Annotated in this window: 11 protein-coding genes and 1 tRNA gene; 8 read left to right on the top strand and 4 right to left on the bottom strand. The window is 63.3% G+C overall.

From position 1 onward, the window contains the following. Window positions 1-170: 170 nt before the first annotated feature. The gene (locus AB4Y34_RS25885) at window positions 171-2,255 is read left to right on the top strand and encodes a UvrD-helicase domain-containing protein (RefSeq protein WP_176380035.1); all 2,085 of its coding nucleotides are present in this window, start codon (window positions 171-173) and stop codon (window positions 2,253-2,255) included. Window positions 2,256-2,372: 117 nt separating this feature from the next. Here the strand turns inward: AB4Y34_RS25885 and AB4Y34_RS25880 are convergent, their stop codons facing one another. Further along, window positions 2,373-3,272 carry a cytochrome c5 family protein gene (locus AB4Y34_RS25880; RefSeq protein WP_368717635.1) on the bottom strand — a complete coding sequence of 300 codons (900 nt, stop codon included), beginning with the start codon at window positions 3,270-3,272 and terminating at the stop codon, window positions 2,373-2,375. A gap of 308 nt (window positions 3,273-3,580) precedes the next feature. Between AB4Y34_RS25880 and AB4Y34_RS25875 the strand changes: the two genes are divergently transcribed. Then, window positions 3,581-3,656, top strand: a tRNA-Arg gene (locus tag AB4Y34_RS25875). 224 nt (window positions 3,657-3,880) lie between these two features. Here AB4Y34_RS25875 and AB4Y34_RS25870 read toward each other — a convergent pair. Further along, a complete protein-coding gene (locus AB4Y34_RS25870; RefSeq protein WP_368717634.1) occupies window positions 3,881-6,013 on the bottom strand; it encodes a tetratricopeptide repeat protein in 2,133 nt (710 codons plus the stop codon). A gap of 293 nt (window positions 6,014-6,306) precedes the next feature. On the opposite strand from AB4Y34_RS25870, the gene AB4Y34_RS25865 reads away from it, so the two are divergent. From AB4Y34_RS25865 to rpsU, 6 genes are all read left to right on the top strand, one after another. Further along, entirely contained in the window at window positions 6,307-7,506 is a 1,200-nt protein-coding gene (locus AB4Y34_RS25865; RefSeq protein ID WP_368717633.1) for a flagellin, read from the top strand. Between the two features lie 148 nt (window positions 7,507-7,654). After that, the gene (gene fliD / locus AB4Y34_RS25860) at window positions 7,655-9,226 is read left to right on the top strand and encodes a flagellar filament capping protein FliD (RefSeq protein ID WP_368717632.1); all 1,572 of its coding nucleotides are present in this window, start codon (window positions 7,655-7,657) and stop codon (window positions 9,224-9,226) included. 19 nt (window positions 9,227-9,245) lie between these two features. Further along, the gene (fliT, locus tag AB4Y34_RS25855) at window positions 9,246-9,545 is read left to right on the top strand and encodes a flagellar protein FliT (protein WP_368717631.1); all 300 of its coding nucleotides are present in this window, start codon (window positions 9,246-9,248) and stop codon (window positions 9,543-9,545) included. Window positions 9,546-9,755: 210 nt separating this feature from the next. After that, complete coding sequence (locus tag AB4Y34_RS25850; RefSeq protein WP_368717630.1) at window positions 9,756-13,199, top strand: tetratricopeptide repeat protein; 3,444 nt, start codon at window positions 9,756-9,758, stop codon at window positions 13,197-13,199. 326 nt (window positions 13,200-13,525) lie between these two features. After that, window positions 13,526-14,467, top strand: a complete 942-nt coding sequence (locus AB4Y34_RS25845; RefSeq protein WP_368717629.1) for an aldo/keto reductase — start codon at window positions 13,526-13,528, stop codon at window positions 14,465-14,467. 418 nt (window positions 14,468-14,885) lie between these two features. Then, window positions 14,886-15,098, top strand: coding sequence for a 30S ribosomal protein S21 (rpsU, locus tag AB4Y34_RS25840; protein WP_006050883.1), 213 nt, complete (start codon window positions 14,886-14,888; stop codon window positions 15,096-15,098). Between the two features lie 101 nt (window positions 15,099-15,199). On the opposite strand, the gene AB4Y34_RS25835 is transcribed toward rpsU, so the two are convergent. Both AB4Y34_RS25835 and AB4Y34_RS25830 read right to left on the bottom strand, forming a co-directional pair. Further along, window positions 15,200-15,625 (bottom strand): hypothetical protein, encoded by a 426-nt coding sequence (locus tag AB4Y34_RS25835; RefSeq protein ID WP_368717628.1) that lies wholly within the window; start codon window positions 15,623-15,625, stop codon window positions 15,200-15,202. A gap of 161 nt (window positions 15,626-15,786) precedes the next feature. Then, window positions 15,787-16,383: a DNA-3-methyladenine glycosylase I gene (locus AB4Y34_RS25830; RefSeq protein WP_368717627.1), complete on the bottom strand. Its 597-nt coding sequence runs from the start codon at window positions 16,381-16,383 to the stop codon at window positions 15,787-15,789. Window positions 16,384-16,434: the final 51 nt, after the last annotated feature.

Here is a 16,434-nt window from a genome sequence, read left to right as displayed (position 1 = left end):
GCTGGACCAGGGGCTGAGCATCACCCCATCGCGGAGTCCATCGCGGTTGTCCATGTTAACATCGCACCTCTCGCGCGCATCGAGCCGCGCAGCATGTCCCGGGCCTTCGGCCGGCGCCTCCCGCCGGTCCGACCTCAGCGGCCCTCAACCGTCTTACCCATCCACAAACGATGTCCGCAGGCCTGAACCCCGCTCAAAGTGAAGCGGTCCGTTATCTCGACGGTCCCTGTCTCGTACTCGCCGGCGCCGGCAGCGGCAAGACGCGCGTGATCACACAGAAAATCGCTCACCTGATCGAAGCGAAGGGCTTCGAGCCACGCCACATCGCCGCCGTGACGTTCACGAACAAGGCCGCGGCGGAAATGCGCGAGCGCGTCGGCAAGCTGCTCGAAGGCAAGACGCTGACCGCGCCCGGCAAGGAAGGCCGCAAGGTGCCCGTGAACCAGCTGACGGTGTGTACCTTCCATTCGCTCGGCGTGCAGATCCTGCGGCAGGAGGCGGAACACGTCGGCCTGAAGCCGCAGTTCTCGATCATGGATTCCGACGACTGCTTCGGCATGATCCAGGAACAGGTCGGCTCGACGGACAAGGGCTTCATCCGCAAGATCCAGTCGATCATCTCGCTGTGGAAGAACGGCCTGATCATGCCCGAGCAGGCGATCGCGACCGCCTCGACCGAGGACGAGCATCAGGCGGCGATCGTCTATCGCAACTACGTGGCGACGCTGCATGCGTATCAGGCGGTCGATTTCGACGATCTGATCCGCCTGCCCGCCGAGCTGTTCGCGAGCAACGAGCAGGTGCGCGATCGCTGGCAGAACAAGCTGCGCTATCTGCTGATCGACGAATATCAGGACACCAATGCGTGCCAGTACGAACTGGTGAAGCTGCTGGCCGGCAAGCGCGCGGCATTCACGGCGGTCGGCGACGACGACCAGGCGATCTACGGCTGGCGCGGCGCGACCCTCGAGAACCTCGGCCAGCTCGGCAAAGATTTTCCGAATCTGCACCTGATCAAGCTCGAACAGAATTACCGCTCGACGGTGCGCATTCTGACCGCCGCGAACAACGTGATCGCGAACAACCCGAAGCTGTTCGAGAAGAAGCTATGGTCCGAGCACGGCATGGGCGACACGATCACGGTGACGGGCTGCAACGACGAGGAGCACGAGGCGGAGTCCGTCGTGTTCCGGCTGTCCGCGCACAAGTTCGAGCGGCGCGCGAATTTTCGCGACTACGCGATCCTCTATCGCGGCAACTTCCAGGCGCGCATCTTCGAGCAGGTGCTGCGCCGCGAACGGATTCCGTACGTGCTGTCGGGCGGCCAGTCGTTCTTCGACAAGGCCGAGATCAAGGACATCTGCGCGTACCTGCGCCTGATCGCCAATGCAAACGACGACCCCGCGTTCATTCGTGCGATCACGACACCGCGTCGCGGCGTCGGCAATACGACGCTGGAGGCGCTCGGCGCGTTCGCGGGCCAGGCGAAGGTGTCGCTGTTCGAGGCGGTCTACATGGGCGGCATCGAGGCACGTCTGTCGCCGCGTCAGATCGAGCCGATGCGCGCGTTCTGCGACTTCATGCAGCGCCTGACCGACCGCGCGGAGAAGGACGCGGCGGGCATGCTGCTCGACGAGCTGATGGAAGCGATCCACTACGAAGCTTACCTGTACGACGCGTTCGACGAACGCCAGGCGCAGGCGAAGTGGCAGAACGTGCTCGAGTTCGTCGAGTGGTTGAAGCGCAAGGGCACGAAGGAGGAGCCGGCGGCCGGCAGCGAGGCGACCGGCTACGACACCGCCGACGGCTTCGGCGACACCGGCAAGAACCTGCTCGGCTTGATCCAGACGGTTGCGCTGATGTCGATGCTCGAAGGCCGTGAGGAAGATCCGGATGCGGTGCGGCTGTCAACCGTGCATGCGTCGAAGGGACTGGAGTATCCGCACGTGTTTCTGGTCGGCGTCGAGGAAGGCATCATGCCGCATCGCGGCGGCGCGGACGACGAACCGATCGACGACGCGCGCATCGAGGAGGAGCGCCGGCTGATGTACGTCGCGATCACGCGCGCGCAGCGCAGCCTGCACCTGAACTGGTGCAAGAAGCGTAAGCGGGCGCGGGAGACGATCGTCTGCGAACCGTCGCGCTTCATCAACGAAATGCTGCTCGACGATGCGCCGCCGCCGACGCCGGAAGAAGCGCCGATGTCGCCGAAGGATCGGCTCGCGAGTCTGAAGGCGCTGTTGCAGAAGGCGTGAGCGGGCGGGGCTTCAAGTGCCGGCCTGGTGCGGTTGCTTGTCGTTGCGCATAAAAAAATCCCTGCATCGCGTTAGCGCATGCAGGGATTTTTCGTTTAGCGTCCGATGCCGCCCGTTTTACTTCACCGCGCTGACCATATAGTCGACCGCGGCCTTCACGTCCGCATCCGATGCGTTCGAGCCGCCCTTCGGCGGCATCGCGCCCTTGCCGTGCAGCGCGTAGTTGTAGACCGTGTCCATCGAGTCCTTCAGACGCGGCGCCCATGCTTCCTTGTCGCCGAACTTCGGCGCGTTCAGCACGCCGGCCGCGTGACAGGCCTGACATACCGACTGATACAGCGCCTTGCCGGCCTGCGAAGCGTCCGCGCTTTGCGCGCCGCCTGCTGCCGGGGCGGGAGTCTGCGGCACGCTGGCCATGGCGGCCATTGCCGCGGCGGCCTGGGCCGCGCCCGCGTCCGATGCGAGTGCCGTACCGGATGCCGCAGCGGCACCCGATGCCGCGGCCGCGCCCGCCGCCGGCTGCGCCGGCTCGGGGAAGCTCGCGCCCGAATTGTTCGCCATATAGACGACCGCGCGCGCGATCTCGAAGTCGCTGTAGTCGTCGGGGCTCGTGCCGCCGCGCGGCGGCATCGCGCCCTTGCCGGACAGCGCGGTGTGCCACAGCGTGTCGAAGCCTTGCGCGATGCGCGGCGCCCAGTCGGCGGTGTTGGTGAATTTCGGCGCGCCTGCCGCACCCGACGCGTGACAGGCCGAGCAGACCGCCTTGTAGACTTCCTCGCCACTCTTGTAGACGCGCGGCGCATTGGCGTCGCGGATTTCGACACGGGCGATTGGATGGATGCGGGAGTTGACTTCGGCTTCGGCGAGGGAGTCAGTGCCGGCGCCGGTGCGCGTCGAATTGTCGACGTAGACGGCGAGCAGAACGATGATGATGATGGGCACAGCAAAACCGGCGATGACCGCGGCGATGAGCTGTGCTGGGGTTTTGATCGGGGCTCCGTGTGGTGCTTCGCTCATGCTTGTCTCGTCTCCGTGGGTATGTGAGCGGTACAGCGCGCCGGCAACTTCTTGTTCTTTGTCAGCCACGGACGATTATAGACGCAAGGTTTCGGCGGCGGCGAGGGGGCCTGGAGGGTGTTCAGCAGGCGTTTACCCGCATCGGCATGGACGATGGCGGGACTCGGGGAAGAAGCTGGAGCGCGCGTCGGAGGCCGTCTGGTGGACGGTTCGGCCGAAACCGGGTATCCTTGCGGTCTCTCGCGTTGGCGTCGCGCCCGTTCTGGTTGCCGTGCTTTCGCGTAGATTCCCCGCAGTTTTGTGGTGAAGCGCCCGTAGCTCAATGGATAGAGTACTGCCCTCCGAAGGCAGGGGTTGCTGGTTCGATCCCAGCCGGGCGCGCCAGGATTAGAGATGGTGCTGGGTTCGCAGAACCCGAACAAAACAAGGCCCTTTGGCGAAAGCCCGGGGCCTTTTGTTTTTCTCGTGGCGTCAGAACCAACGTCTTGCGCGCCAACAGGCGTGCTTTCGGCATGAATTGCCGGGATCATCCCACCAGCAACGCTGACGCCAAGAAAACATTCTGCGCCAAACCGGAAGCCCACTTCAGCGCAAGCGCGGCGTTAATGTCACGCGCCGAACCACGCAGCGCAGGCCTGTCGTACGCGTTCCGCGACTGCGGGCCACGGTTCATCCAGCCCTCGCCTGAACAGCCGAACCGTATCGGGATACCACGGCGAGTCGTCGCGGCCGTGCATCCAGCGCCAGTCCACGTCCCGTTCCGGCAACAACACCCAGCATGGTTTACCGAGCGAGGCTGCCAGATGTGCTGTCGACGTGTCCACGCAGATCAGCAGGTCGAGTTGCGAGATGACCGCAGCCGTGTCGGTGAAGTCTTCGAGATCCGCGCCGAGAGGCAGTATCGGGAGGCTCGCCGGAAATGACAGCGCTTCGTCTTCCCCCGCGCCTTTTTGCAGACTCACGAACTTTACGCCCGGCAGGCTCCAGAGCGGCGCCAGTGCGTTGAGCAACGGTAGCGAACGGTGCACGTCGTTGTGGTGTTTCGGATTGCCCTTCCAGACGAGACCCACTCGGTGTCCCGCGCCCAGCGCGGCAAGGCGCGCGCGCCAGTGCGCGACGCGCGACGGTGCGAGTGTGAAGCGCAGAGGAGGAGGGATCGTGTCGAGCGTCGTGCCCAGATACAGCGGTGCGCTGAGCGCGCTGGTCCAGCAATCGAAATCGCCGGCACGCGCCGAGGCTTCGTCATGACTGAGCACGGCGTCGACTCCATCGACATCGACGAACAGGCGTTGTAGCTGTGCCATACAGGCAAACGCGACGTGCGCGGCGCCTTGAGCCTTCAAGAGGCGCAGATAGCGCCCGAATTGCAGCATGTCGCCGAGTCCATCTTCCTGCCAAACGAGGAGTGACTTGCCGGCGAGCGGCTCGCCTCGCCAGCGCGGGCACCGCAGCATCGACTGCGAGGCGTGATGCGCGAACCCAGGCATGTCGTAGCGGCATTCGTAGAGCAGAAAGCCTTCCTCGAAGCGGCCCATGCTGATGAGCAGCGTGGCGAGACGGAACTTCGCGTCGCCGTAGTCGGGGCGCAGCGCGAGCGCGTGGCGATAGGCGGCTTCTGCTTGCTCCAGGTCGCCGAGTTCTTTCACGATGCTGCCGATGTTGAAGTGCGTTTCGGCGATGTCGGCGCGCAATGTGAGTGCGTGGCGAAACGCCGCGAGGGCCTCGGGCAAGCGCGCTTGCGCCAGCAGCGTACAGCCCAGGTTATTGGCCGCTTCGACACGGTTCGGCGCGAGCCGAAGCGCCTCGCGATACGCGGATTCGGCATCGGCCAGTTTGTCCTGTGCGAGCAGCACGCAACCGAGGTTGTAGTGCGCCTCGGCGAAGGCGGGGCGCAACGCGAGCGTCTGCCGGTAGGCGTTTTCCGCCTCAGGTAGGCGCTTGAGTTCGGTGAGCACGCAGCCGAGATTGTTGAGTGCGTCCGCGTAGGCCGGACGGATCTGAAGCGCGAGGCGGCAGGCCAGCTCGGCTTCGCGGAGCCGGCCGCGCGCCCTGTAAAGGGCCCCCAGGTTGTTCAGTGCCTCAGGGTATTGCGGCTGCGCGAGCAGTGCCTGCCGATACGCTTCTTCAGCCTCTTCGATCCGGCCGCGTTCGCACAAAATATTGCCGAGGTTGTTGTTCGCCTTCGCAAATTGAGGATTCGCGGCGAGCGCGGTGCGATAGGCCGCCTCGGCTTCGTCGAGGCGGCGCTGTTCGTGAAGGACGATGCCGAGGTTGTAATTCGCATCGACGTGATCCGGGCGAAGCGCGAGCGCGACGTGGTATGCGGCCTCGGCCGCGTCGTGCCGTCCGAGACGGTGCAATACGATCCCGTGATTGCTGTGGACGTCGGGGTCATCGGGGCGTATCGCGGCGAGCCGCGCGTAATACGCTTCCGCTTCGGTAAGCTGGTTGAGGGTCGCGAGCATCGCTCCGAGGCCCAGATACGCGTCGGCGAAATCCGGCTGCGCTTGAATGCAGCGCAGCCATAGAGCTTGCGCCTGCGCGGGCTGGCCCGCTCCCGTCGCGCACATGGCCGCGAGGTTGAGTGCATCGGCGTGCTCCGCGTCCTCGGGAGTGGCCTCCGTGCCAACGAGAGGTGCAAGCAGCGCCAGTGCGTCGGCGAAGTGCCCGGTCGCGCTGAGGGCGGTGGCTTCGCTCAGAACGTGCTGGCGCGTGGGGGCAAGTGGGCTCGTAGCGGTCACGGTGGTCGTGCAGGGGTGGTGGATTGGCAGCTTAAGGCATGAGCTCGCGCGGTGGCGGCCGGAATTGAGCGGGGAGCGCGGTTCAATTCGAGCGATGACGCGCAGCACGGGCCTTATCTTTCGACGTCGTAAGGCCGGGGGACATCAGGCGCGATCGCTGGCGTGAAAAGGGCGGCAGGGGCGTATCAACAAGTGGCTAAAGTTTTCCCGGGTGGGGTCGTAATCACAAACAAGGCGGCCGACCAACGAACCGCTGCCGTTACTGGGCCGATGGCCCCATCAGGAGAATTTCAATGCTCGGAATCAACAGCAATATCAACTCGCTCGTCGCGCAACAGAACCTGAGCGGCTCGGGCAGCGCACTGTCGCAGGCGATCACGCGTCTGTCGTCGGGCAAGCGCATCAACAGCGCAGCAGACGACGCAGCAGGTCTTGCGATCTCGAACATCATGCAGACCCAGATCAACGGTCTGAATCAAGGCGTGTCGAACTCGAACGACGGCACGTCGCTGGTGCAAACCGCGTCGAGCGGCCTCGCTTCGCTGACGAGCAGCCTGCAGCGTATCCGCCAACTGGCCACGCAAGCAGCAAACGGTTCGATGACCGCTGACGACCGCGCAGCACTGCAGAAGGAAGTCACCCAGCAGGTTTCGGAAATCAACCGTATCGCGTCGCAAACGACGTACAACGGCATGAACGTGCTGAATGGCTCGCTCGGCACGGTGACGTTCCAGGTTGGCGCAAACGTCGGCCAGTCGATCAGCCTGAGCCTGACGCAAGACATGTCGGCTGCGAAGCTCGGCAATGGCGTGCCGCAAGCAGGCAACACGCTCGGGACGTTCACCAATCTGTCGCTGGACTCGACGGGTGCGCTCGCCTCGGACGCGGGTGGTGCGGCTGCCAATGGAGCGACCGCGATCACGAGCATCAACATGATCGCCGATGGCAGCGGCGGCTACACGCTGACTGATCAGAACAATCAGGCACTGACCGCAGCCGCGGCGACCAACCTTGGCTTCACCGTGGTCAATGGACAGGCCACCATCGCGGCTGCCGCAGGCGCAGCAACGACTCTCGCAGGTAAGATTGGTACCGCAATGACGGGTACGACGAACACGAACTACAGTTCGACGGCGACCACTGCTACCGGTACGGAGGTTGACGCCCTCGACAAGGTGGCGACGGTTGCTGACATCAACATCAGCACCGCGAGCGGCGCCAGCATGGCCATGGAGTCGGTCGACAATGCGCTGACGACGCTCAATAACCTGCAAGCAACGCTCGGTGCGGCACAAAACCGCTTCTCGGCAATCGGCACGACGCAGCAAGCTCAATCGACCGACCTGTCGACGGCACAATCGTCGATTCAGGATGCCAACTTCGCGCAAGAAACGGCAAACCTGAGCAAGGCGCAAGTGCTGCAGCAAGCTGGTATCTCGGTGCTCGCACAGGCGAACTCGCAGCCGCAGCAGATCCTGAAGCTCCTCCAGTAAGGCGCTTCCCGCTGCAGGCATCCGGCGCGCGGCTCAATGCGCGCCGGACGCAAACCCGTCGGGAGGCTCGCCTCCCGATTGTCTTTTCCAGCGTTAATCCGCTCGTTAAACCGCTTTAACCGGAATTGCCGACGCACGGAGCCTCCTCATGTCCACCGTAACCGGATCCACCAACAGCGCGATCGCAAGTGCAGTCGCTACCACGACCGCAAGCGCCAACGCCACGCTGCAGGCAGCCGCACAGTCGATCATTAGCGGCTCGACCAATTCGTCGATGGACACAAGTTCGCTCGTCACCGCGCTCGTCAACTCCAAGACCGCCGGCCAGGCCGCGACCATCGCTGCCGAGCAGACTGCCGACAACACGCTGATCTCGGCCTACGGCACACTCTCCGCAGCACTGTCCGCGTTGCAGGCCGCCGCCTTGCCGCTCAGCGACGGCGCGACGCTCAACTCGTTCTCGTCCACCTTGAGCGGCAGCGGCGTTACCGCCACGACCAGCCCCGGCGCGGTGGCGGGTTCGTACTCGCTCAATGTGGCGCAGGTCGCCACGTCGCAAGTGCTCACCTCGGCGGCCTACGGTTCGACCACGAACCTGGCTTCCGGCGCGGCCACGATGACCCTGACGGTCAACGGCAAGACCAGCACGATTTCCCTGAATAGCTCGAACAGCACGATGGCCGGCATTGCATCGGCAATCAATTCGGCCAACGACAATCCCGGCGTAGTCGCGACCGTGGTGACCGGCGCGGACGGCGCGCACCTCGTGCTGCAATCGACCTCGACCGGTGCGTCGAGCGGCATCAGCATCGCGATCAACGATTCGACCTCGACCGACGACCTGAACAAGCTCGCGGTGACGACCACCAATGGCAAGTCGATCTCCAGCGCGAGCGACCTCACCGGTACGGATAGCAGCGGCAAAACGGTCAATCCCAGCCAGTCGACCATTGCCGGCTCGGGATGGACCCAGACACAGGCCGCCCAGGATTCGTACTTCACGCTCGGTGGCGTCGGCGTGAGCAGTTCGACGAACTCGGTGACGACGGCCCTGTCCGGCGTGACGCTGAACCTCACCTCAGCGGCGGTCGGCACCACGCAGACGCTCACGATCGCGCAGGACACCAGCGCGGAGTCCTCGGCGATCAACAATTTCGTCAGCCTCTACAACACGCTCGTCACGACGATGGGATCGCTGACGGCGTACAACGCGAACGCGACGTCACAGGGCGTGCTGATCGGCGATTCTACGGTGAGCATGATCCAGAATCAGCTCGGCAAGATCGTGGGCAGCGGCGTGGGTAGCGGCACCTCGAAGACGACGCTCGCCGCGATCGGCATCACGCTCCAGGCGGACGGCACGCTCTCGGTCGACGACACGACGCTCAGCAATGCGCTGCAGAACAACCAGTCGGCCGTGGCATCGCTGTTCAACCCGACGAATGGCATCGCCGCGCAACTGGACGACAGCGTCACGACCTACACCTCGTCCGGCGGCCTGATCCAGAACCGCACGGATGCGATCAACAACGACCTGACGAGCCTCACGAATCAGAAGACGACGCTCACGACGTGGCAGGCCCAGCTCACTAGCATGTACACCGCGCAGTTCACCGCGCTCAACACGCTGATGGCAACGATGAACAACAACACGCAATACCTCACGCAACTGTTCGGTGGCACCAACAGCGCAGGCGCGCTCGCCACGAACAAGAACTGAGCGCGACGGGGAGCGAGTCATGCAGAACGTTGCCCCGATCGAGCGCATCTGGCAGATGACGAAAGAGCTCGAACTGGCGGTCGCTGTCGGCGAGTGGGAGCGGGCCGCGCAGCTCGCGGACGAGCGCTCGCCGCTCTTGACGGCGCTCGGCGCACCCCAGCCGCAGGAGGTCATGGCACGGCTCAAGGCGATCCACGAGATCGACAGCCGAATTGTCGAGGCCGCGCAGGCCGCGCAGCAGGCGCTGGGCGCCGAGTATCAGGCGAGCATGCAAGCGAGCCGCAACGCCGGGCAATATCTGAGCATGGCGCGGTACTGAAGCCGGAACAACGATTCATTGCGTCCTTCGCGGCGCAAGCGCGTACCTTGGCCCGCCTTGTGCGGGCTTTTCTTTTCCTTTCCGTTGTCCTGAGAGTTCATCGAAGGCAAATTGGCGGCCATTTTGACGCTAGCTCGGACGATCGGTGCGATTGCCCGCCCCCCATAATTCCAACGGTCCGAGTTCCCGACGCGTACGCGCGCCTTCGTCATGACCGCCTTCCTGCCTTCGGGCTGCACCGCCACGCCTGCCACCAAATCGCAGCAGAATCACGACATCGCGCTCGCCATGCAGAGCGCGATCGAACATCATCGCCAGCAGGAATATGACGAGGCGGCCGCGCGCTATGCCTGGGTCCTGAAGGTCCAAAGCGATCATACCGACGCGCACTACCACCTCGGCGTGCTACTCATGCAAACGGGGCGGCCCTCCGAAGCAGTGCCGCATTTCGAGGCGGCGCTCGGGCAGATGCCGAAAAATGGGCAGATCTGGGTCTACTACATCAACGCCCTCGTCGCCAGCGAGCAGACCGAGGCGGCGCTGATCGTGCTCGACCTCGCGCGGCAACAAGGCCTGCCCGAGGCTGCCGTCCAGGTGCTGCAGGCGCGCATCAATGGGGAAGAAGCGCCGCTCCCGGCCCCGCCAGAGCCCGATGCCGCGACCGCTCCCGCTCCCCAGACTGATGCGAGGGGGAGCGACACGCGCCCCCCTGCCGTGTCCGACATGGACGAGCGCGTGAAGCTCGATACGCGCCGGGCAAGCGTCAAGGAAATCCGCCAGTTCGAACAACTTTTCAACAGCGGAAAATACGCGGCGGCGCTCAAGGTCTCCCGCCGCTTGACGCAGCAATACCCGTCGCACGGCGAATGCTGGTACGAACTTGGGCGTGTCCTGCAACGCACGGGCCACTACAATGAATCCGTCGAGGCGGCCGAGCACGCCGCCCGGCTGCTGCCCAACTTCATCGCCGCCCAGACGATGCTGGCTAACGGGCTGATCACCACCCGGCAATATCAGCGAGCTGCAACGCATTGCCGCCAGGCGCTCGAAAAATATCCCGAAAGCGCCGTGCTACATCGCAATCTGGGTGCCGCGTTACAGGAGATGGGCCAGTACGCCGAGGGGATCGTCCATCTTCGCCGTGCCGTAGAACTGGCGCCGAACGATGCCATCGAGTACGACGCGCTTGCCCACTCGCTATTCGGGCATGGTCTGCACGACGAAGCCGAAACGGCCTACCGCCGTGCGCTCGAACTGGCACCGATGCAGGCGATAACGCACAGCAACTTGCTGTTCAACCTGATGCACAAGCCCGATCTCGATGCGCCCAGCGCATTCGCGGAGTTCCGCGAATTTGCAGCGCGCCACGAGGCGCCGCTGCGTGCGCGTTGGCCCCGGCACACCAATGACCGCGATCCGTCGCGGCGCCTGCGGGTTGGCTTTGTTTCCGGCGATCTGCTCGGTCACCCGGTTGCGTATTTTTTCCTGTCGGTGCTGGAGCATCTGGCGCTCGATTCGAGTCTGTCACTGCACATCTATTCGAACTACGCGGTGACCGACGGCTTCACCGAGCAGATTCGTGCACATGCGCAGACGTGGAGCGAAATCTTCGGCATGAGCGACGACGCAGTCGTGCAGAAGATCCGCGATGATCGCATCGATATTCTCGTCGATCTGTCTGGCCATACCGGCCGCAACCGGCTCGTAGCCTTCGCGCACAAGCCGGCGCCGGTTCAAGTGAGCTGGATCGGCAACCCGGCCACGACGGGCCTGGATGCCGTTGACTATTACCTGTCGGACCGTTTCGTCACGCCGCTCGAGCAATTCGAGCACCAGTTCTCGGAAAAGCTCGTGTTCCTGCCGGCGCTCGCGCCGTTCAAGCCGTACCCGCAAGCGCCGGACGTCAACGAGTTACCTGCGCTGAAAAACAGCTTCATCACGTTCGGCAGCTTCAGCCGCATCATCAAGATCGGGCCGGAAGTCGTGGCGCTCTGGGCACGCGTGATGCGGGAGGTGCCGGATTCGCGCATGGTCATTGGCGCGATTACGGCACGGGAGCAGATGGACAAGCTGAATGGGCTGTTTGAGAGCGAGGGGATTGACTTGAGCCGTATCAGCTTTCTACAGCGGGGGAATGTTCCGACCTACCTGCAGCAGCACAATCTGATTGACGTCTGTCTCGACACGTTGCCCTTCGGCAATTCGACCACGACCATGCAAGCGTTGTGGATGGGCGTGCCCACCATGACCCTGCCGGGCGTTTCGATGGCAAGCCGCGGCAGCACTGGGTGGCTCTCGCACCTCGGGCTCGATTCAGCCTTCGTTGCTCAGGACAAGGACGACTTTGTGCGCAAGTGCGCCGCGCTGGCCGCCGATCCCGAGGCGCTGGCGGTAGTGCGCCGCGAGCTGCGCGAGTACTGCAGACAGTCGGTCCTGATCGACGCCGGCGCGATCTCGAACGCTGCCTCGCGCGCATTTCGCATCATGTGGCAGCGGTGGTGCGACGGACTGGAGCCGGAGCATTTCGAGGTTCCGGCGCATGTCAGCAATACGCACACTGTCGGGGAAAGTCCAGCAGACCTGGCGCCCGAGCAGCGCGCCGCACTGGCCGGCGAGTTCGTCGATACGCTCACGCTCCTGCTCGACAAGCAGCAGTTTTCCGAGGCCGAAGCCGTCGCCCGCCAGTTCACCACGCTATTGCCAGAAATCGGCAAGGGATGGCACATGCTGGCGACGTCGCTGCAGCAGCAAGGCAAATCCGTCGAGGCACTGGAGCCTTTGCGCAAGGCCAACACCCTGCTGCCGAACGATCGGAACATCCGTCAGGAATTGAGTCGGATCTCACAATACGTGACCGACCTCGAGCGCATCGCGCCGGTCAACCAGTCTGGACCAGCGAGCGAGCTGGCAGCGCTCAGGGAGGGTAGCCGCCAATACCGCCATCCGGTCGGGGCCCTGATCGCCAATGTGCCGGTTCTGATCCCGACCTTCAACAACGTCACATATCTGCGCCGGATGGTGTCGCAGCTCCAGGGCAGAGGGTTGCGCAACCTCATCGTCGTGGACAACGCATCGAGCGCCCCCGGTATGCTCGACTACCTTGCCAGCATTCAGGATACGGTGAGCGTTGTCCAACTCGACCACAACGTCGGACCGCGCGCGATCACCCTTTCGGACGTCATCTATCACCGGCTGCCGGATATTTTTTGCATTACCGATCCCGATCTCGAACTGAACCCCGAGTTGCCCGATACTTTCCTGTTCGACCTGATAGACGCCACGGAAGCTTTGAAAATCGGCAAGGCCGGCTTTGCTCTCGACATCTCGCAACCCGCGCTGATGGACGAAAAAGCACTCTCCATCATGCAGTCGGACGGCGTGAAGAACTATGGGCTGATCGACTGGGAAGCGCGCTTCTGGCAACAGCGGGTCGCGACGACCGCCAACGGTGACCCGATTTTTCGCGCGCCGATCGACACGACCTTTGCGGTCTATAACAAGCGGTACTTCCGCCGGGAAACTCATCTCGCTGCGGTGCGTTTCGGTGGACGGTACACGTGCAAGCATCTGCCCTGGTACAAGGACAACGGACTGGATGCTGCGGAGGATCAGTTCTACCGCAAACACCAGGCATGGTCGACGTTCCTGAAGTGACCAGCAGGACTCGTTGGTCAACGAAAGCTCTGTTGCGGGTGGTCTCCCCACGTAGCGCGTGCCCGCGTCGCGGTTGTCGGCGACGCTGCCGCCGGTGGCGTTCGTGGATACCAGCGGTGTACTGAAAGGCTTGAGACGGGCGCGCAGCGTTTGCGCCATCCGTTGCGCCATGCATCAAATGCATTCGGGCGCAAGCCGTGCTGCGTTGCCGTCGTTCCCCGCTGCAACCTGGTGAAAGGCGGCGTATGCTCAACGGTCCCGGCGTCGCCCTGAGCAGTTCGCTCGCGCCATTCCGCCCACCCTACCCACCCTAATCCGGAGCCATCATGGAACTACGCAGGATCGGCACTTCCTCGTTGCAGGTCGCCCCGCTGATGTTCGGCGGCAACGTATTCGGCTGGACGGCCGATGAAGCCACCTCTTTCTCGATCCTCGATGCGTTCGTCGAAGCCGGACTCAATTTCATCGACACCGCCGATGTCTACTCGGCCTGGGTGCCCGGCAACCAGGGCGGTGAGTCGGAGACGATCCTCGGCAAGTGGTTCCGGCAGAGCGGCAAACGCGAGCGGATCGTGCTCGCGACCAAGGTGTCGAAGCATCCGCAGCGCAAGGGGCTGTCGGCGGCAAATATCCGGGCGGCGGTCGAAGAATCGCTCCGCCGCCTGCAAACCGATTACATCGACGTCTATTTCTCCCACGACGACGACTTCGCGACGCCCCTCGCTGAAACGCTCGGTGCGTATCAGAAGTTGATCGAGGCGGGCAAGGTGCGCGTGATCGGTGCGTCTAACTATAGTGGCGCGCGCGTCGAGGAAGCGCTTGCGGTGTCGCGCGAGAACGGGCTGCCCGAGTATCAGTTGCTGCAACCCGAGTACAACTTGTACGACCGCGCGCAATACGAGAGCGACAACGAACCGGTGGCGCTGGCGAACCATCTCGGCGTGGTGGTTTACTACAGCCTCGCGAGCGGGTTCCTGTCGGGCAAATACCGCAGCGAGGCCGATCTGGCCGGCAAGGTGCGTGGAAGCCGGGTCGAAAAATACCTGAACGGGCGCGGCTTGCGGATTCTCAGCGCGCTCGACCGCGTCGCGCAACGGCACGGCAGCACGCCGGCCGCGATCGCGCTTGCATGGCTGATCGCGCGGCCGAGCGTTACGGCCCCCATTGCGAGCGCGACTTCGGTCGAGCAGTTGAAGAGTCTGGTCGCAGCCGTCCACCTGTCCCTCACCGCCGACGATATTCGTGAACTGGACGAAGCAAGCGCCTGATAGGGCGACCGCTTCGATGGCCGATCCAGACGCCATCCGCGCCAGGGAAAAGCCTGGCGCAATCGGTAAACCCCTGGTAGGATGGAAAGTTTCCTGATATCATCGGGAGTGAATTGAGATCTTTGCCTGTTTCGTCAGTGTTCTTCATTGATGAAAGGTTGGCGAAACGGCAACAGACGCGGCTTTTGCATCACGTCTGTCCGCGTTCCGCGGTGAACTCCCCACCTCTCTTTTCCGGCCTCCGTGGCCGCTTTGCCTCTCGCTTCATTCGTGGTTTGGCCGGGGTTGTTTATGAGCCTCGCGTTTGCCTGTTACTGGCCATGAATCGGAGTGACCGGAGTGCCGGTGCGTAAGTGGTGACCCGAGCGGTTACTGCCAAGCAATTAAACCCGTATCTAGTGATTGAGTTAGGAATTACATGACGACGATTCTTCTGAAGGAAAACGAGCCGTTCGAAGTGGCAATTCGCCGCTTTCGTCGCGCAATCGAAAAGAACGGCCTGATCGCTGAACTGCGTGAGCGTCAGTCGTACGAAAAGCCGACCACGGCTCGCAAGCGCAAGAAGGCAGCAGCTGTTAAGCGCCTGCACAAGCGTCTGCGCAGCCAGATGCTGCCGAAAAAGCTGCACTAAGCACGCTTTTTACGTACGCCGAACGGCGGTGTGAGCTTCGAAAGAAGCCACACCGCCGTTTTGCTTTTGCGGCGTCGAACTTGCGCGCCACCGAGCAGCCGTTACGCCGCGTTCCTCAGCCGCTCGGCCGACAGTCCGAATTCGCGCGCGATCGAGCCCAGCCGGTCGTGCCACTCCCATGTGCCGAATACGTCGTGCACGTTTTGCAGGCAACTGAGCAGAGCGATGGTCATCGGGTCATACACGTTGATGCGGGCGCGCAGCAGCGCTTTTTTCAGCGCGGCCACGCCGACGTCCATGTAAGCGGGCACCTCCGTCGGTGGTTTGCCGATGAAGCGCACGGGCACGCCTTCCATCGCGGTCACATAGTCGCGCGGTTTGATCAGGTTACCGACCGGGCAGCCGCCACAATAGCCGCGGTAAGCGCCGCCGCCCCTCGGCAGCAACGCAGCGCGTTTCTGTTCGAACAGATGCGTGACAGACTGATCGTAAATATCCTGATGGGTCAGGAAGCTAAGAGTTTTCATGGTCGGTCTCCCGCGTCCGAGGCGGTAGTTATCTGTTGTTGAACGCGCATCGGTGAGCGCATGGCGACGAGTATCCACCGTGCGCCGTTCGGCGAAGGACCGACTACGAGCATGAAAGGGCGCCAATTCGCGAGTTTGCGCGTCAGACGGACGCCCCGCCCTCACCCCGCCTTACGACGACGCCGCTTATTGCCCAGCGACGCGCATCGCTCTCGGCACATGCAGGTCGTCTCATGATCGTTGACCATGCCAACCGCCTGCATGAATGCATAGCAGATCGTCGACCCGACGAATTTGCAGCCGTAACGCTTGAGCGCCTTGCTTAGCGCGTCGGAAACTTCTGTCGACGCAGGCGCATGCTTATACGAAGCCCATTCGTTCTGAATCGGCGTGTCGTCGACGAATGACCACACGAAGTTCGCGAGCGAGCCGTGTTCGGCCTGAATCTGCTGCACTGCGCGCGCGTTCTGGATCGCCGCCTCGATTTTGCCGCGATGCCGCACGATGCTCTCATCGGCGACGAGCGCATCCACCTGCTTCGGCGTAAAGGCTGCGACCTTGCCGATGTCGAAGTCGGCGAAAGCACGGCGGTAGCCGGCGCGCTTGTTGAGTATCGTCGACCACGACAAACCGGCCTGCGCGCCTTCGAGCACTAGCATCTCGAACAGGTGCTGGTCGTCCCGCGAGGGTACACCCCACTCGGTGTCGTGGTACTGTGCGAGCGCTTCGCTCGATACCCAGTTGCATCGTTGTGTCACTGTCGCGCTCCCGCGTGGTCGTATCGATCGCCAGCATAGCGGAAGCGGTGT

It is taken from the genome of Paraburkholderia sp. BR10954 (assembly GCF_040965775.1).
Lineage (GTDB): Bacteria > Pseudomonadota > Gammaproteobacteria > Burkholderiales > Burkholderiaceae > Paraburkholderia > Paraburkholderia youngii.
The sequence above is the reverse complement of the archived record's forward strand: the minus strand, read 5'-3'. Positions and strand labels throughout refer to the sequence as shown.